Annotated in this window: 16 protein-coding genes and 2 pseudogenes; 8 read left to right on the top strand and 10 right to left on the bottom strand. The window is 41.3% G+C overall.

Going from position 1 to position 18,519, the window contains the following annotated elements; all coding sequences use genetic code 11:
- Positions 1-1,114 precede the first annotated feature (1,114 nt).
- Together MMG82_RS18285 and chrA are read right to left on the bottom strand one after the other, a co-directional pair.
- Positions 1,115-1,414: a PadR family transcriptional regulator gene (locus MMG82_RS18285; protein ID WP_241407242.1), complete on the bottom strand. Its 300-nt coding sequence runs from the start codon at positions 1,412-1,414 to the stop codon at positions 1,115-1,117.
- 10 nt (positions 1,415-1,424) lie between these two features.
- A complete protein-coding gene (gene chrA / locus MMG82_RS18280; RefSeq protein ID WP_088212994.1) occupies positions 1,425-2,630 on the bottom strand; it encodes a chromate efflux transporter in 1,206 nt (401 codons plus the stop codon).
- A gap of 81 nt (positions 2,631-2,711) precedes the next feature.
- Here chrA and MMG82_RS18275 point away from each other — a divergent pair, with 81 nt between their 5' ends.
- From MMG82_RS18275 to MMG82_RS18255, 5 genes are all read left to right on the top strand, one after another.
- Positions 2,712-3,494 carry a sulfite exporter TauE/SafE family protein gene (locus MMG82_RS18275; RefSeq protein ID WP_088212995.1) on the top strand — a complete coding sequence of 261 codons (783 nt, stop codon included), beginning with the start codon at positions 2,712-2,714 and terminating at the stop codon, positions 3,492-3,494.
- 94 nt (positions 3,495-3,588) lie between these two features.
- A complete protein-coding gene (locus MMG82_RS18270; protein ID WP_088212996.1) occupies positions 3,589-4,980 on the top strand; it encodes a HAMP domain-containing sensor histidine kinase in 1,392 nt (463 codons plus the stop codon).
- Positions 4,977-5,615: a response regulator gene (locus MMG82_RS18265; protein WP_088212997.1), complete on the top strand. Its 639-nt coding sequence runs from the start codon at positions 4,977-4,979 to the stop codon at positions 5,613-5,615. Before MMG82_RS18270 ends, MMG82_RS18265 begins: the two co-directional genes overlap by 4 nt.
- Positions 5,616-6,013: 398 nt before the next feature.
- Positions 6,014-6,892, top strand: coding sequence for a DmsE family decaheme c-type cytochrome (locus MMG82_RS18260; protein ID WP_241407241.1), 879 nt, complete (start codon positions 6,014-6,016; stop codon positions 6,890-6,892).
- A gap of 26 nt (positions 6,893-6,918) precedes the next feature.
- A complete protein-coding gene (locus MMG82_RS18255) occupies positions 6,919-9,201 on the top strand; it encodes an MtrB/PioB family decaheme-associated outer membrane protein (protein ID WP_088212999.1) in 2,283 nt (760 codons plus the stop codon).
- A 157-nt stretch (positions 9,202-9,358) separates the two neighbouring features.
- Here the strand turns inward: MMG82_RS18255 and MMG82_RS18250 are convergent.
- Positions 9,359-9,788 (bottom strand): annotated as a pseudogene (locus MMG82_RS18250) (DDE-type integrase/transposase/recombinase); the annotation flags it as partial.
- Between the two features lie 938 nt (positions 9,789-10,726).
- Here MMG82_RS18250 and MMG82_RS18245 point away from each other — a divergent pair.
- Entirely contained in the window at positions 10,727-11,938 is a 1,212-nt protein-coding gene (locus MMG82_RS18245; protein ID WP_047539373.1) for an NnrS family protein, read from the top strand.
- Positions 11,922-13,331 (top strand): ammonia-forming cytochrome c nitrite reductase subunit c552, encoded by a 1,410-nt coding sequence (locus MMG82_RS18240; protein WP_172591516.1) that lies wholly within the window; start codon positions 11,922-11,924, stop codon positions 13,329-13,331. Before MMG82_RS18245 ends, MMG82_RS18240 begins: the two co-directional genes overlap by 17 nt.
- A 22-nt stretch (positions 13,332-13,353) precedes the next feature.
- Here MMG82_RS18240 and MMG82_RS18235 read toward each other — a convergent pair whose 3' ends face one another.
- Both MMG82_RS18235 and MMG82_RS18230 read right to left on the bottom strand, forming a co-directional pair.
- Positions 13,354-13,599, bottom strand: a complete 246-nt coding sequence (locus MMG82_RS18235) for a transposase (RefSeq protein WP_241407254.1) — start codon at positions 13,597-13,599, stop codon at positions 13,354-13,356.
- Between the two features lie 106 nt (positions 13,600-13,705).
- The gene (locus MMG82_RS18230) at positions 13,706-13,939 is read right to left on the bottom strand and encodes a hypothetical protein (protein WP_146128711.1); all 234 of its coding nucleotides are present in this window, start codon (positions 13,937-13,939) and stop codon (positions 13,706-13,708) included.
- A 530-nt stretch (positions 13,940-14,469) separates the two neighbouring features.
- On the opposite strand from MMG82_RS18230, the pseudogene MMG82_RS18225 reads away from it, so the two are divergent.
- Positions 14,470-14,877, top strand: a pseudogene (locus tag MMG82_RS18225) (IS5-like element ISSpu11 family transposase); the annotation flags it as partial.
- A 442-nt stretch (positions 14,878-15,319) separates the two neighbouring features.
- On the opposite strand, the gene MMG82_RS18220 reads toward MMG82_RS18225, so the two are convergent.
- The 5 genes from MMG82_RS18220 to MMG82_RS18200 all read right to left on the bottom strand — a co-directional run bounded on the left by MMG82_RS18220 (position 15,320) and on the right by MMG82_RS18200 (position 18,331).
- Positions 15,320-15,559, bottom strand: coding sequence for a helix-turn-helix domain-containing protein (locus MMG82_RS18220; protein WP_241407240.1), 240 nt, complete (start codon positions 15,557-15,559; stop codon positions 15,320-15,322).
- A 493-nt stretch (positions 15,560-16,052) separates the two neighbouring features.
- Positions 16,053-16,247 carry a heme exporter protein CcmD gene (ccmD, locus tag MMG82_RS18215; RefSeq protein WP_140906973.1) on the bottom strand — a complete coding sequence of 65 codons (195 nt, stop codon included), beginning with the start codon at positions 16,245-16,247 and terminating at the stop codon, positions 16,053-16,055.
- Complete coding sequence (locus MMG82_RS18210; protein ID WP_241407239.1) at positions 16,247-16,993, bottom strand: heme ABC transporter permease; 747 nt, start codon at positions 16,991-16,993, stop codon at positions 16,247-16,249. The genes ccmD and MMG82_RS18210 overlap by 1 nt, the downstream gene beginning before the upstream one ends.
- A 125-nt stretch (positions 16,994-17,118) precedes the next feature.
- Positions 17,119-17,910 (bottom strand): cytochrome c biogenesis protein CcsA, encoded by a 792-nt coding sequence (gene ccsA, locus MMG82_RS18205; RefSeq protein ID WP_241407238.1) that lies wholly within the window; start codon positions 17,908-17,910, stop codon positions 17,119-17,121.
- Between the two features lie 28 nt (positions 17,911-17,938).
- Entirely contained in the window at positions 17,939-18,331 is a 393-nt protein-coding gene (locus tag MMG82_RS18200) for a SirB2 family protein (protein ID WP_241407237.1), read from the bottom strand.
- Between the last annotated feature and the right edge of the window lie 188 nt (positions 18,332-18,519).

Below are 18,519 nucleotides of genomic sequence, written 5' to 3'. Positions count from 1 at the left end.
AAAAAGAAGAGAGCAATCATTGCATATATTGGCTTAATATTTGCCTGTTTGATTATTTTTCTTTTTGGGGTTCAAGTGGTTGAACTATATGGCTTTTCTTTGGGTACTAGAATAAGGGATGTTGAGGTTTCAAAGGTATTGTTGGTGTTTTTTACAATGATACCCATAGTTGCAGGGGTGATATGGGGAATACTTTTATTTATAAGGTATCTGTTCATTAAGTTAAATCTCTAGTGATTTAATTTTTGCTCACTTAAAGCATGGCCCGTGAAGTAGGGCTATGCTTTTGTAGAGCTTAGCATTTGGTTTGTTCTTATGAATATGTTGATATACTACGTCCCGTTATTGCAAGTGAAAACGAAAATAAGGCGTTGATTTTCGATAATATATTCAAAGTCTTGAATAGACACATATTCGTGTCTCAGCTGTATGATAAGGTTCGCACCAGCTCGTCCTTGCAAAGCGAAAAGCACACTTAGGTTGCTGTTTTGGACAACAGGTCTGAGCTAGTACACAGAAGATTCGAGGTTACCTTGCAAAAGTACACATTATACACCTCAAATGAAGACACTATTGGAGCCGATGGAGAACGGGATCAATCTTAGGCTAAACATAATCCTAGGCAGTGCGCCACTTCGACTGTCTGATTTTGCTGGCAGTATTGCTGAAATTCATGATGGTTACTCCACTCATATATCTAATTTTGCAATAGAACTAGCTAGGATCCGCGTTGAATCGTACTGAAAAATACTAATAGCAAAGCTATTGAAATAAATCCTGAGTTCATTATAGTCTTGCCCATTTTAAGATGCGTCTTAAATGCTTCTGAACACTTAATATACAAAATTTGACTATTTATTCACTATTCAGTGCATAAGCGCTGAAGAGTAGTTAACTCACTTTGATTGCTACTAAAAAAGCTCAAAACTGCACTTAAACACGCTATTTCTGCATGTTAAGATTTATTAACATGCAGAAATGGTCTTTTAGAGTGAAAACTAATTATGCTTGTTGTGTCAACGTTGTTTGTTGATCCCTTTAAGGTTCTGACTTAAAAGGTAAAATTTACTAAATAAAAATTAAGAAAGAAATCATAGATATAAGCAAATCATTTTTATTCAATCAGTTCGCCGAACAGTTCCCTGACTTTGGCTTTGGCATCGAACAGCGCAACGCGGCCTTGTTCGGTGATCTCATACACCCGCCGATCCCGTCGACCGGTGCGCTCATGCCGTGAAGTGAGATACCCCTTCTTTTCCAATCTGTGCAGCATGGGGTATAGCGTCCCGGCACTCAGCTCGTAACCGTGGTGGCGTAGCTCTTCGATGATGCCGAGGCCGAAGATGGGTTCTTCGGCTGCGTGATGCAGGATGTGCAAACGGATCAACCCGCCGTAAAGGTCTTTGTCTGTCACGCTAGGAACCTCACAGGGTCAAGCTCAACAACCAGCCCGCAATACCACTGCCAACCACGACCAGCCATGGCGGCAGCTTCCAGAACATCAGGGCAACAAGTGCCACAAGGGCCAAGCCGAAGTCTTGCGGCGCATGAATCGCGCTCGTCCATACTGGTTGATAGAGTGCGGCCAGCAGCAGGCCAACCACGGCCGCATTGATGCCCAACAACGCCGCTTGCGTACGGGTGTTGCGGCGCAGACGTTCCCAGAACGGCAACGCACCCACGACCAGCAGGAAGGACGGCGCAAAGATCGCCAGCATGCAGACCAACCCACCCAACCAGCCGGAGGGGGCCTGGTTCATCGAAGCACCGAGAAACGCCGCGAAGGTGAACAGAGGGCCTGGGACGGCCTGCGCGGCACCGTAGCCTGCCAGAAATGCGTCGTTGCTGACCCAGCCAGAAGGCACCACTTCGGCTTGCAACAGCGGTAGCACGACGTGCCCGCCACCAAAGACCAGTGATCCGGCCCGGTAAAAGGCATCCACCATCGACAACGTCTGATTCGGGAACATGGCTGTCAACAACGGCAACCCCGTCAGCAGCGCAAAGAACAGTGTCAGCCAGATCAAGCCAACACGACGCCGCATGGCAATCGGTAACGGATCGTGCGCTGCGCCCAGCTGAGGTTTGAACAGCAATAGGCCAATGACCGCTGCAACGGCGATAACTCCCACCTGACCCCAAGCGGACGGCACCAGAAGCACAAAGCAGGTTGCCGCCGCCATGACGGTGATGCGCGGTGCGTCAGGACAGAGATTGCGAGCCATCCCCCATACGGCTTGCGCGACCACCGCCGCGGCCACCACCTTCAATCCGTGCAGTACGCCTGACGGCATCGCATCCCCGTAGCTGGCAATGCCCAGCGCAAACAGGATCAGCGCAATCGCTGAAGGCAGCGTGAAACCCGCCCACGCAGCCAACGCCCCGGTATAGCCGGATCGGGACAGCCCAATTGCGATGCCTACCTGACTGCTGGCCGGCCCCGGCAGGAATTGGCAAAGGGCGACCAAATCCGCATAGCTGCGCTCGGTCAGCCACTGCCGCCGCGTCACAAACTCATCGCGAAAGTAGCCCAAATGGGCAATCGGGCCTCCGAAAGAGGTCAGGCCCAATCGGAGAAAGATCAGAAAAACAGCCCATGGGCTGTGGTCAGTCTTCGTGGTATCGGTCATGGTCGCATCTTGATTTCTGGTTTCGTTAGACGATAATAATCGAATTTCGATAATGAAACACGATAAAGAAAGGTACGCATCATGGAGCTCGTTCTGATCGGCCTTGCGGCCCTGCTGACATCTGGGCTGACCTTGTTCTCAGGCTTCGGCTTGGGAACAATCCTGATGCCAGTTTTCGCCCTGTTCTTCCCATTACCATTAGCCATAGCGGCGACTGCTGTGGTGCATTTCACCAACAATCTCTTCAAGTTCGGGCTGATGGCACGGCAAGCCGATTGGCCTGTCGTGGTGAAATTCAGCGTGCCTGCGGCTATCACGGCTATTCTTGGTGCGGCATCCCTGACGTTGTTCGACCGACTGCCAGCCTTGTGGCACTACAGCTTTGCTGACGCGGCTTTTGAGATCACTCCTGTGAAGGCGGTTATCGGCGGTTTGATCGTGCTATTTGCACTGCTGGAACTATCCCCGCGTTTTCAAGCACTGGCCTTTCCTCCACGCTGGCTTTCCGTTGGTGGGGCGCTCTCGGGCTTCTTCGGAGGACTCTCAGGTAATCAGGGGGCATTGCGCTCGGCGTTTCTGTTGAAAGCCGGTTTATCTAAGGATGCGTTCGTAGCTACGGGGGTTGTCTCGGCGGTGATCGTAGATGCCGTGCGCCTAGTAGTGTATGGCACAGCAATGTTGGCAATTCAAACATCACAAATTGATGCTTTAACACTCCCCGTTAGTGTAGCTACAATTTGCGCTTTTCTTGGGACATTGCTTGGGAAACGCTGCTTAAAAAAAGTTACTCTCCCTATCATTCGGTTAATCGTAGCTATAGCAATGTTGGGTATTGGCTTAGGATTAATTTTGGGGTTATTGTAAACAATTTCACTACACTGGCACATTTATTTAACCAATGTTGAATAATTGTTTCTTTGTCACAGTTTTGCTCTTATGAATTTAGTAAATTCATGATATGAATGAAATTGTCATCTTTAATATTTATCTATTCTATGGCTTGGTATTTTTTACTATTGGCTGCGCCATAGTTTTTCGGAATCTGAAATTTAGCCAACTAGCCATTGCATCAGCCCTTCCTGCGTTGGCTGCTTTTGGCTTTATTCATAGCTTCCATGAGTGGTCTGAGCTTTATTTTTTACTTCAAAAAAATCACCTATCTGACGAATGGTCGTTAAATATTCAATTATTTAGAATAATTAAGCTATTGGTTTCATTTCTTGCTCTGATGTGGTTTGCATGGAAGATGCTTGAGATATTAGCTATATCTCAACGCTACTGGTTACGATGGTTAGTTCCTATTTTACTGGCTTTTTATTCTGTAGCCATTTTTACTAACTGGATTGTATTATCAATAGATGAATTCATATATTTTTCTACTTTGATAACTCGATGGGTATTTGGTTTACTTGGCGGAAGTCTTGCTGGTACAGCTTTAATTATTTACGCCAAAGAACTGAAAATAGCAGGACATCAAGGAGCACACTTTTTTTCATATACTGGCTTCGCTTTGATATGCTACGCGCTAGCCGCAGGATTACTCAATACAAAATGGGGTATTTGGGTTCCCGTAGTAAGGACTTGTTGTGGTGCAGGTATACTTATTTACCTATTCAAATCTTTAAAAATATTTGATATCGAATACCTTGAGCAAGTAAATCAACAGCAGAGGAGGATTATGCTGGGTGAAAAAATGAGAGCAATTGGAGAATTAACATCAGGTATTGCTCATGAAATCAAAACACCATTAAGTTATGCCACTCTGGGTTGCGACTTACTAGAGCAACAAATAAATAATAATGAAAATAATAAAAAGCAATTAGAACGTATTCGTTTGGGAATTAACAGGGCAAATCATATCAGTCAAGAAATACTTAATTTCTCTAGGGAACAAGTGGAGGACAAAATTTTTGACATGAGAGGTTCTATTAAGTCAGCATTACAATTATTGAGCTATAGACTTAAAGGCTATCATTTGGAACTATTTTTACCTCAGCCATTAATTGTAAAAGGTGATTCAATAAAAATAGAAGAAGTGTTTGTTAACCTGATCAATAATTCAATTGATGCAGCAGAAGAGAAAAATACAGAAAAAAGAATCTGTATCACTATGGAAAATCATTATGGCACCTTTATTCTCATGATAGAGGATTGGTCTGGCGGTATCGATAGCCATGAAATTCACAAAGCAATGAGTCCATTTTTTACTACAAAGGAATCAGGGAAAGGAACTGGATTAGGCTTAGCAATATGTCAGCAAATTGTCCAGCAGCATAATGGTGAAATCGGTATTAAAAATAGTGTTAATGGTCTAATCGTAAAAATAACCATTCCTGGAGTTACAATATGAAAATATCAATTTTATTAGCTGAAGATGATGCCGAGTTAAATTCTGCTATTTCAGATGTTTTAAATGCAGCTAATTTTGATGTGGTTTCGACAAATACTGCTGAATTAGCATTAGATCTAGCAGAAAATCGTCATTTTGATTTGGCATTATTCGATTTGGTTATGCCAGGCATTACAGGAATTGAAGCTATTACCGCAATAAGAAGAATGCAACCTTGTATAGGCGTAGTTATAACTTCAGCTTTTGCGACTATTGATACAGCTGTAGAGGCAATGAAATGTGGTGCGGATGACTTTTTAACGAAACCATTCAATATGCATACACTTATAACGATGCTAAGGAGAGTACATGCGCAACATCAGCAAAACCAATCAATTGAAATTCCAGATAACGATAAATTATTTTTAGCTTTAGCCAATCCTATCCGTCGAACCGTTTTACAACAGTTGTATATACATAAAAGGCTGAAATTTATGGATTTGTGCCGATTAACTGGTGTGGAAAATCACACGCAGTTTAACTTTCACCTTCGGCAATTAAAACAATCAGGTCTAGTCGAACAAAGTGGGAGCAAGCTCTACTTTTTAACAACAAATGGTCAACATATTGCTCTTTTTGCTCGAAAACCTTTTTGAGTAAAATCATTAAAAAAACATATGTTTAAATTGTTTTTGTTAAATTTTTTTATCATAGTAACGATTTCTGCTAAATCCGCTAGACTAGAGAATTGATAGGTGAGCTTGGATACTGATGTTGAGATACTCATAAATGAGTATCCGTCAATAAAATTTATCGGAGCATAATGATGAAAACCAAAACCTATACTTATCGTTCAAGAGCCCCATTTCAAATTTTCTCTATTGAGAGTTCAGGTTAAATTGAAAATCTGCCAAAACTTCTATCTCAATACGGATAAGTTCTAATCGGCAAGTTTATAAGCTTAACCATCTTAATACGCTGTAATCATATTCAATTAAAATCGATTACGCGTCACTTTCACTGTAATATAATTACTAGTGTAGGGAGAACGTTTATGTTTAAAGGTTTTTTACGATACATCGCATGTATTTTTTTTCTTACAATATCAATTTCAGCTGAAGCCGAAGAAAATAAATATATAGGCGATAATCAATGTAAAATGTGTCATAACTCTGTTGCAAATAATTTTACGAATAATATTCATATAAAAGCACATGATAGTGCCTCCAGCACTGGAACGTGTGAGTCTTGTCATGGCCCTGGCGGAAACCATAAAAAATCAAAATCTAAAGAAGATATTCTAAATCCTGCAAAATTAGATAATCAACTGGCGTCAAAACAGTGCTTAAATTGTCATGAAAAGGACGCTCGTCATTGGAATGGAAGTTCCCATGATGCTATGGATGTATCTTGTGTTTCTTGTCATGACATTCATAGCAATAGTAATAAAAATCTACTCATAAAATCATCAATAGATGAAACTTGCTTAAGTTGTCATACAGAGCAAAGAGCTTTTACCTTAAAACGTTCTTCTCATCCCCTCAACGATCTCTCTAGAGCTGATGGGCAGGGCAACATGACCTGCGCAAGTTGTCATAATGCTCATGGCACTCAATCTGAGAGTTTAATTTCTGCAAATTCAGTCAATGATAAATGTTATGAATGCCATGAAGAAATGAAAGCACCTGTTTTATGGGAGCATTCACCCGTAAAAGAAAATTGCTTAAATTGCCATAATCCACATGGTTCTAATCATGAGAATTTACTAGTAGCGAAAGAACCTCGCCTTTGTCAACAATGCCATGAGCAGGGACGGCATCAGACACTTGCTGGTGATACGGATAGCTTTTTCATGACGAATCGTGGTTGCTCAAATTGCCATACTCAAGTACATGGCACTAACCATCCATCTGGCGTTAAGTTAAAAAGATAGATATCACTGAATTTAAGGATAATGTCATGAAAAGTTTATATTTTAAAACAGCATGCACAGTTTCGGTGTGTTGCACAATATTGGGTATGCAAATTGTCTATGCAGAAGATCTATTAGTTTCAGGAAATATGACTCCTGCACTAAATTATTTACATGTTAACGGAGATAAATCTGGTGTAGAAAAATATCGAGATTTGGATGGGGATTTAACTTTCGAAAATTTCTCATTATCAGGTGACAAAAATAATTTTTATTTCAATGTCAGCGGTAAGGATATTGCTCAGAAAGATCAGCAATTTTTGGCTAAAATGGGAGAATACGGCAAGTTTGCATTTTTACTCGACTGGACAGAAATTCCTAGAAACTCTCCGCAGGGCACATATCTTGGCACATTGACTCCTGGTGGATATTGGGCAATTGCTGATGCAACACAAGCAACCTTAGAAAGTAGCTTTACGCCCCTTAATCAACAACCAACAGATGCAGAACAAGACATACTTAAAAATTTTTTAGCTTCGGCTAATAAAGTTGATCTCCAAGTTCAGCGTAAGGAAGGCCGTATAGGTTTTACTTATAGTCCATTAAAAGATCTTGATCTTTATGCTGGATTTAGCCAAAAAACAAAAGAAGGTATGAGAGTCTTTTCAACTGGGGGATATAGTCGTGCTAAAAAGGGAGCGACAAGTCTAGGTGGGCTTGGGGAAAACTTCAGAGCATATGGGCTGGAAGTGCCTGGTTTAGTTGATCAAAAAACTCAAACGGTAGACCTGGGGCTAAAATATACGAAAGACCAGTGGTTTGCTGATGTAAACTATCGTTTTGTTACGTTTGATAATAAATCAGAAACCGTCACTTGGGATAGTCCTTTGATTCTTAATAGTCAAAATTTACCTGGTGGCTCTCCAATCAATCGTTTAGCCCAAACCCCTGATTTTCAGAGTAACAATTTAAGTTTTACAGGTGGAGTTACTGGATTACCACTTCGTAGTCGTTTTACTGCTACTTTCTCACGGGATATGGTAACTCAGGATGAAGATTTCATTCCTTATACAATCAATACGGGCATACTGGATACAGAAGGAAATATAGCTGCAACACGAGTTATGCCAGCTAACAGTTTAGATGGTGAGGCTGTGACGACCTTTGTTAATTTGGTGCTAAACTCCAATCCATTACCTAAAACATCACTGAATTTTCGTTATAAATTATATGATTATGACAATAATAGTGAACGTATTAATTGGGATGGATGGGTAGGTATTGGAGAAACGGTTTGGAAAGACTTTGACTATGTAAATCGAGTTCCAGAGTATAAAAAAACACAGTTTGGAATTGATGGAACTTATAGATTTACCCCTTCAGTAAAGCTTAAGGCTGAGCTATATCAGGTAGCATATGATCGTAACGATCATCGCTCCGCTGATAACAAAGAGGATATTGCGGCGGCCACATTACAAATATCCGCTACTGATTGGTCATTATTGCGTTTTGGATATCGTTATCAAGATAGAAAAATTGACGGTGAATATAATTCAGAAATTGAATTATCGCATGCAAGAGAAGAAACCCATATGTTTGACATGTCTGATAGACAACGGCAATCATTTAATGCCTACTTGGGGTTAGACCCAAGATCAGATATTAATATCGGTTTATCTCTAGCTTATACAGATGATGACTATGAAAAAGAAGGTATTTATGGTCTACAAACTGCTAACGCTTTACTACTAGGGGTAGATATTGGGTACATAATTTCTGAGTCAACACAATTGTCAGCTTATTACAGCAAAGATATTAATGATTCTAATCAATTAAATCGCTCGAAATCTGATGCTGTAGGTGATGGCTCATTTGGTGTACCTGAAAATGATTGGGCTACTGACTTACAAGATGCTACGGATGGTATTGGATTTACACTCGACTCGGTGATTATTCGCGATAAATTGGATATGTCATTAGGGTTGAATTATTCATCAGGTCGAGGTTCTATAGATACTAGCAACCCTAATTATGTTGTTGGTGTCACAACAAGTGGAGCTACAGCACAAATTTTGCCTGAAGTAAAAACGGATATTCTTGAGTTTAAAGCTCAGTTTAATTACAAGTGGACGGAAAAGTTAACTACAGGGTTACGATATTACTATAGTAAATTTGATCTTAGTGATTTTGCTTTAGATAATATGTCAACATACTTAGGTAACCAAAGTGATATTCAAGGTAATTCTCTAAGTCACTTTATTTTTATGGACTCAGTAAATGATGATTATGAATCTCACTTTATAGGGGTAACTTTAGGTTATAACTTCTAAGTCTTGAATGTTCAGGCTAGCGCAGAAGTGTCCAGTCTTTCGAATGGACACTTTTATTTTTTGTCAAATAAAAGTGTTACATCTGTAAATTTACAGCTTATGCTTGATTCAGCGTTTATGTGATGGGCACACATATTTTCTAGTTTTTGAATCGCCACTATTTCACTAGACAACTTTTAGCCTCATTAAAATACTGACGTTCATACTCTAACCGTGATAAGCCATGATTGGAACTATGCTGCCGTTTAGGGTTATAAAACATTAAAAATATCACTTTTAGCCGCTTCTCTTGTCGGATAGATCTTCCGTTTAATCCGCTCACGTTTTAACTGCTGAAAGAAGCTCTCTGCCACAATATTATCATGGCAATTATCGCGTTGACTCATGCTACCTTCCAATCCATGTGCGGTCAGAAATTCACCCCAGTCATGGCTAGTATATTTGCTTCCCTGATCTAAATGGACTAACACTTTACCTGTAGGCTTACGACGCCACACAGCCATTAAAAGCGCGTCTAATGCCAATTCTTTGGTTATTCTGCTGCCCATCGACCACCAAATAATACGATGAGAAAATAAGTCCATCACTGATCTGATACTTTGCTAAACTGTACTAGCTCAGACTTTACCCGAAAGGTAGATTGGGATTCGAATCCCCACCCAACCATCATTTCTTGTGATTATCATTCCTGCGCCGACATCTACTTCACAATTTGCAGTACTAGAACCCAACTACGCGCCGCAAGCTTGCTCTGTCGAGCCAGTGAGTAAGGCGTTTAACCATAGAAATTCTTATGCGAAATACACCTGAAACAGCCGACGTACTGACACGCTTTTGTCCCAAAGTGAGCTCGTGAATCTGTCTCTCACAGACAGATTCACGAATAAAGCCCAGAGATCTCGTGTTCGTTGTGTGCTGACGTGCTTCTGCTCCCCTAAGTGAGCAAGTAGTATGGGATAAATCAAAATCTGACTATTTATGCAGTTTTATGTGCATAGGTGAAGTCTATCGACATAATCAAGTTATTTGCTTCGAAAACAGCTGAAACCTACTCGTTAACACGCAGTTTCTGCATGTTAATACATATTAAAATGCAGACGTCATTTTTCTTGATGCTTAGCACTTGTATTTTTCTATGGCTAAAAGTCATCTAGTGAAGTAGTGGCGATTCACTTCGGTGACTGGCGTTGTTGCCTAAATGAATGAACCTTCCACTTCAGATGGGATCAGATCTTGTGAATACCAAACAGGAACCGCTTTGACATCCTCCCCCCTAAAGGATGTCAAGCTCTCAGAACATCTGAGTATTTGCCTTGAAGCTTTTGCGTCTCGTTTCAACTCGATTACTGACAGCCGATAATCTGCAACGTGCCTATTTGAGTGGATCTATAGTCCACCGATTTTGTTTGTCTTTGGGATCTTGGTCCCAAAATTTAAGATTTGTTTGAATTGAAGGTCATAACAGCTCAACTTAATATGTATAATAAACGCACCTTATTTATCATCTGCTACTAGGCTGAAAACTATGCTAAATATTGGTGATCCTACACAAACCGAACGAACTCATGCGTTATGGCGACTTGGCTTTAGACCTTTTTTTCTTGGGGGAGCAATAGTAGCTGCGTTATATATCCCTTTGTGGTTAATAACTTGGTTTACTCCTCAATATAGTTTTTTTCCTTCGTCATTTTGGAGTAAAGTATTGCCCCTATGGTGGCATCCACATGAAATGTTGTTCGGTTTTGCAATCGCAATTGTTTGTGGTTTTTTACTTACTGCTGTTCAAAATTGGACAAATCAACCCACATTAAAGGGATGGCCACTTGCATTGACCTTTAGTTGTTGGTTGCTGGCACGATTATTACTTTTACTCCCTATTCAAATTCCACTCATCTTACCTGCATTGTTTGATTCATTGTTTCTTGGCTTGGCAAGCCTTACCCTATGGCGCTGTATTTATAAGGTTAAGCAATGGCGTAATATTGGTTTTCCAATTATGTTGTTTGTTGCACTCGTGATTAACAACATCAGCTATTATGCTCTATTTGAACGTGACTTCATCCTTGCCAATCAAATTTGGCAGGCCATGTTATGGTGGTTAGCCTTACTTATCACAATTGTTGGTGGGCGCGTCATTCCGTTTTTTACTGCTATGCGCATTAAGGCAACCAAAGCTGAACCCTTAACTTGGATTGAGTACCCACTTATCGTGACTATGATCTTGCTTGTTATTCAATCACTCATTCATTTCATCCCTCTTGAAGTTGCACGAGGCTTATTGTTGATTGCCGGGCTTTTGCAGCTTGTCCGATTTGTACGCTGGTTACCCCATAAAACACTGACGGAACCTATGCTGTGGTCCTTGCATCTTGCCTATTTAATGTTGCCACTTAGCCTGTTAGCCATGAGTTGGTATCTCGATAATGAATATGCCTATCGCAGCCTGCTTCACCTATTTGCTATTGGTTGTATGGCTACCCTGTGTCTTTCGATGATCTCCAGAGTGTCACTCGGACACACGAGCCGAAATATTTATGAAGGCCCGAAAATGATTTTGGCATTTATCTGCCTACCATTAGCGGCACTGCTCAGGGCATTGATGCCCATCTGGTTTCCGGCCCACTCCCAAGTATGGTTATGGTTGGCTGGCACTTGCTGGTTTATCGCATTTGCACTATTTGTATGGCATTACCTGCCTATTCTCACCCGCCCCCGTATTGATGGGCGCCCAGGTTAATATTGATGTTCTGACAAAAGGATACAAAGTGAAAATTTATTTAAAAACAGTCATATTACTCAAGCTGATTGGCTTTCTCGTTATTGCTACATGCACATCTGTAGCGGCTTCTGATACCAGCAATCAACAAAAATATCCTAATCAATATCAATCTTGGCAAGCCACATCTGAACAAGTTGAGCGCGAGGATATGCTCGCAAATTATCCTGCCAGTATCATACTCTGGGCAGGATCTTCCTATGCAAAAGAGTACCATAGCCCACGGGGACACCATTTCGCCGTTGCCGATGTGACACAGACTTTACGTACAGGAGTGCCCCCTAAAGCAGGAGAGAAGGGCTTATCCGCCAGTTGCTGGACCTGTAAAACACCTGATGCGCCCAGATTGATAGAACAATTGGGATTTGAAGGGTACTCTGCCAAAAACTTTACCGATTTGGGCAAAGAGATCCAAAGTGTCGTCTATTGCAGCGATTGCCATGAGTCTGGTACACAGAAATTAGCCTTACCTCGCCCACATGCTCAAGATGCAATGGCCAAAGTTCACTTGCCATTCGATAAACAAGATAAAAATATGCAAGGCGCACAGGTGTGCGGTCAGTGTCATGTGACTTATTATTTCCGTCCAGAAAAAAGTAATGTCGTTAATATTCCTTGGATTTTTGGTAGTACCGCCGATGATATTGAAAAATATTACGACACTCGCCGCTTTTTTGAATGGATCCACCCCATTTCAAAAACGCCCATACTCAAAGCACGTCATCCTGAGTTTGAGCACTGGAGTCGTAGTAAACACGCCGAAGTCGGTGTCACTTGCATTACTTGCCATATGCCAACCCAGCAGGATGCAAAAGGTGTTGAATTTACGAGCCATAAAGTTGATAAGGCCTTACCGCACTTTGATAGTAGCTGCAGCGGCTGCCATAGCAGCAAAACCAAAATCGAAACTAAACTCGCGGCGAATAAGTTAACTATTGAAACAAAAGCCCGCGAAGTTGAAGCTCTGCTCGTCAAAGCCCACTATGAAGCCAAAGCGGCATGGGATGCTGGTGCGAAATGGGATAACATGAATGAGCCTATTATGGCGATACGCCACAGTCAGTGGCGGTGGGACTTCGCGATGTCTTCACATGGTTTGTATGCACATAATCCAGAGGAAGGTAAGCAGCTTTTAGATAAAGCCATCGAACAAGCGAGCGAAGCACGTCATCTGCTCGCTGGAATATTGAAGCAACTTAACGTGACCCAAGTTAGCTATCCAGATATCAGCACTAAAGAAAAGGCCCATCAAGCGATAGGATTAGTTGAGGCCAATTTAATTAAAGAAAAACAAAAGTTTATTGAGAATGATGTTAAGAAACACTGGCAACCAGTTAGTCAATATGGTTATTAGTAATTGACATCCTCCCCCCCCCCTAAAGGAGGTGGATTCCTACCGCTAGACGGCCATGCACAGCCGCAAGAATGTTCTTCGCTGCTTTGATATCTCTATCATGCGTAGAGCCACAACTGCTACAAGCCCATTCTCTTATTCGCAGACCTGCTCTACCTTTCGGACTGCTGGCGGGGATTTCCCCCCAGCACGAACAAGTTTGGGTTGTGTAACTTTCGTTGATTTCTTCAAAAACAACCCCTGCGTGAGCGCATTTATATTCCAGCATTGTTTTGATCATTCCCCAGCCTGCATCCAAAATGGACTTAGCCATTTTGGTTTTGCCAAACCTAGGGAATTGACGTCACCAACGAAAATCGCCGCGTTTTCATTGACTAGCTGGCGACTGTATTTATGCAAGTCATCCTTCTACGATTGTGGATTTTGGCGTGGTTCGCTTTCGCTCGTTGTTGTTTGTTCGCCCGTTGAGCGATGCCTAATGGCCGCTCTAGCTTGCGATATTGCCGACCAGTGACACCGTCGCCATTGCTATCCGTTGCGGCCTCTTTACAGCCAAGGTCGATACCGACACTGGCTGTACCTGAGCTTTGATATGTATATACTGGCATTAAAGTACCAGCGGCCGCGAGCATCCTCGTTGAATGAGGCCGTTTTGAACTGGTATTGACTCAGGCCGTAGCTATCCCACACGCTGTAATAGCGACCATTGAAAAACACTTGGCTATTTTTCCATTTTGCCGCCCCCGTGTTTACTGGTATCCAGCAAAGTGAGCGTTTAGCACCGCCAGATTTGCGCCAGTTCAACTTGGCTTTTTTAAACTGTTTTCTACGAGAAGCGTACTCTTTGGCAATACATTGAAGCGTCTGATGTGGGAGAGGAATAAAGTTTCTTACAATGACGGGTTGATGTAGGAAAAGCATCTTACACACATAAATAAATCTGAAAAACAATTATTCACTGACTGTACTGTGTATGGTCAGTGGTTTTCTGGGGGATTTATGTATCTCATACAATCGAGCGACGTTTACAAGCAGACAGAGTCATCGGTCATTGATAGCAGCTATCAATGTAGCCCTGTAGCGGGAAATATTGGCTCACTACCGACGTTGTTTAATCAAGATGGTTCATTCAACCAGAGACGCTGAAGTTATGCCGAATTTGCTCAAGCAAACCCATCGCAAAATCCGCAATATCTCAGGTGATGGTGCTTACGACACAAGAGCCTGTCACGATGCCGTTCGTAGAAAACGGGCTTTAGTACTCATTCCACCGAGGGAAGGTGCCGCGCTCTGGGAACAAGGTCATCCGCGTAACTTAGCGGTCAGTTGGCAACAGCTTCATGGTTCAAATAAACAGTGGAAAAAACGGTATGGTTATCATCGGCGGTCAATCTCAGAAACAGCAATGTACAGAGTGAAGCAACTACTTGGTGGCAGATTGAGCCTGCGAAATTATAACGGTCAGGTAGGAGAAACTTACGCGATGATAAAGGCGTTGAACAAACTCACTGGGCTAGGCATGCCTGAAACTTACCGTGTAGTTTAATATTCAAACGATTATGAGGAGCTTTGCTCGCTGAATCGATTTAGGAAACAAAGCCTCGGTGACTGCTAACAAAGCGCTTCACACGGACAAATTACTCGCTGCGCTCCTAATTTTCCGGTGAGCGCGGCGTTCTCTCCATAGAAATTTTAATCCGAAACTGAAGAGTTAGAGCAAAGGGTCTATGACGCTTTGTCCCAAAGTGAGCTTTATGTGTTCGTTGTGCGCTGACATACTTCTGTTCGCCTAAGCGAGTAAGAAGTCAGAGATGAGTCAAAATATGAATTTTTATGCAGTTTCATGTGCATAAATGAAGTCTATCGACATAATCTAGCTATTTACTTCGACAACAGCTAAGAAATCGCGTGTAAACACGTGATTTCTGCATGTTAATAGTTATTAACATGCAAAATTTTCTGCGTTATGTTACTAGAAAATGTAATCATTAAAGAAAATCAGCATCTCGAATACAGTTCCCCAAGGCATCATCGCAAGTGATATCTAATGCTTTAAAAATGACATGAAGTACTTGTACATCCAAGTTTTCAACATTTCTATTTTCAATTTCCCAAAGTAAAACCTTACTTAAACCTATTTTTCCCGCGACATTATCCAATGATAACCCTTTATTTAACCTAGCAATTCTCAGTTTATTACCAATATCAAAATTAGTATTGATTTTCATTGTTACAAGATACTCTTAAGTAAGGCGTTACATTTAAAAAATTTTGTATATTATTTCTTGCACCCAGTATTTAAACGTAAAACTAGATAAAAATGATTGCTCAAATGCCATAAAACTCTCTATTACTAACCAATGAATATTACTATTCTAATAATTTCAAAAACTCTGTGGTCAATAGCCTTGTTGGTGCAGTAAGAAATCGATTTAACTGAAACGATATCAATATACATAGCCCATAAACCTTGGACAGTGGGTTCACAAGTTTCTGACGAGACTAATTGATAACGCGAAACTGTAAATTAATGTTTTAAAACGAAAAATCCAACTTCAGGCTTATCGCAAGTATCGTTTTGCAGTGAATCTTCTCACTCGGGGGTATAAAACAGATCCAAGTTCGAGTAAGCACATCGAGCAACAATGAAGTACAAGCGGCCACTATTCTGAAGACCATCACTGTAAATGTGAGTCATTTTTTCACATTTGACATTAATGATTAAATCTCTCGAGTTTCTTTTAGGCGTTCTTCACGTGCTATCTTAACGGCTATTTTTGTCAGTACATTAGCTTGACCTTTAGCGCTCACTATCACTAACGTGCCAAGACAAAAAAATGTGACGCTATATGCAAACCACACATAAAAGCCGTAGCCGCCCATATTCAAAAACTCACTAAATGATTCAAATTGCATTATTTTATTCCTTGAGCTTTCGCTAGTTCACGTACCCACGGACGCATACTATTTCGCGCCAGCACTTCCGCTTTAAATCTAATGGTTGAAATAGCGATAATTAATACCCCAAAGCCAAAGATATTTAGCAATAAGGGAATAAGCATTTCAGATGGCATCGCCGATTTTTCAGTAATCTTAATCGTCGAAGGCTGATGTAATGAACTCCACCAATCGACAGAATATTTGATAATAGGAATGTTTATTACGCCCACTATTGCCAAAATCCCCGCAGCCCGAGCGGCTAATACCTTATCTTCAAATGAGGCATATAACGAAATCACCCCAAGATACAGGAACAGTAAGACTAATTCCGAAGTTAAACGAGCATCCCACACCCACCATGTTCCCCACATAGGTTTACCCCAAGTTGCGCCTGTTACAAGGGCTATCAAGGTTAAAACCGCACCGACGGGCGCAATTGACGCTACGGCCCAATCAGCCACTTTAACTTTCCATACTAAGCCAATAAATGCTGCGCAAGCCATGCCCATATATGCCACCATCGACATTGAGGCTGAAGGGACATGCACAAAAATAATACGGTAACTATCACCTTGTTGATAATCGGTGGGTGCAAATATCAATCCCCATGTGGTACCTACGGCGACTAACGCCAGTGCAAGGCCGATAAACCAAAACTGTAACTTTACAGCTACTTGATACGCACACTCAGGCTCGGCGTAAGGATGAAGCCATTTCAACATAATCACTACTCACTTTGAAAAACGTCAAGTGCTATTGGGTCGGAATTAATAAACTGTTCTACTTAAGCTATCCTAGCTTGCAGCTCAAAAAGTATCAGTTCGAACCAATCCGGACCCACCAACAATTAACCAATTAAAATTAATTCATTAACAATGCGGGCTGCAAAGTATGCGAGGAAAATTAATACTGCACCGCTTAAGGTATAAATAATTGCTGTACGAATTTTGCAGCCTTTAGAATACTGCTGCCACAACATCACTACATATACCCACCACGCTAAAACAGACAGCACCATTTTATGGCCCATGCCGCCGACAAAGATATTATTGAGGGAAATAAAGCCTGTGCCGATCGACAAGCTCAACAATACCATCCCCATGATCACTAGCTGATAGAGCTGCTTTTCTAACGTCAGTAATGGTGGCATCGAAGGTGTTTTAATTAGTTGTTTGGTCTTCAATTTATTCAAGATGACCCATAATTGTATCGCATACAGCGCCGCAATCATTAAGGTACTAAAGGCCATCAAAGATAAAATTACATGTGCCAGTACAGCTGGTTGTGAGTCAAAATGGCTAACATAAGTTGAAGGAATGAGGAACATCAGGCCCACTGAAACGATAGCGCAACAATATACCACAGGCACCACTACCATCACTTTTAATCGAAAAATTAGCACAGTAAATGTGAGTGCAATTAACCAATTCACCAATGAAAATACATTACTCACACTAAAATTTTGTCCTTCAGGGGTAAATATCGCCTGTGCCAATACCACAGCATGTAACACCACAGCTATAGCTCCCGTAGCAGTGGCAAGGGGGCGATGAGGACCACTAACGTGAAATAGTCGCCTTGATACGACTATCAGTGCAACAAAATAAAATATCATTGTTAAAACGAAACAACCTAGCATAGTGTGCAACCCTATCAACCAACCACCATTAAATTAAAAATGAGCAAAACCATGCAACATGTGACATTGACGCGCAGACAATGTAGCTAAACATTAATAATGCTGCGATCCCCGCAAGTAGTTTTTGACCTCGGTGTTGCCACTTAATCGCCAATATACCAAGGCCGATGTAAACCACTAACGCGATTAATTTAGCGATTAACCAACCCTGTTCGAGTACATTCATTTGTAATATTGCTATCAGTAGGCACCCCGTTAAAAACAATAAAGTATCGTTAATGTGAGGTAACACTTTCAAACACCGAAATTGCACCCCTGCATTTCCATGAAATGAACGTAGCCAACGGTAGCTAAATAGCGTCACGCTGACTAACGCCAACGTAATGTGTAGATATTTTATTAGGGTGTAATAGGCAATCATTTGCTTATCCTTTATTAAATGTCGAAACGTCATTGAATGTAGGCATACCATAGCTACCTACTTAACCTTAGATGAATAACAGATTGAATAGAGAAGTAATTTACACTTCAATATTGCGCAATTATATTGATAATAATGTCTCGTTTGGTAATCTACCTAATATCTAACTGAAAAATTTTAGATCCTAT

This window comes from Shewanella sp. MM_2022_3, assembly GCF_022557375.1.
GTDB lineage: Bacteria > Pseudomonadota > Gammaproteobacteria > Enterobacterales > Shewanellaceae > Shewanella > Shewanella xiamenensis.
The sequence above is the reverse complement of the archived record's forward strand: the minus strand, read 5'-3'. Positions and strand labels throughout refer to the sequence as shown.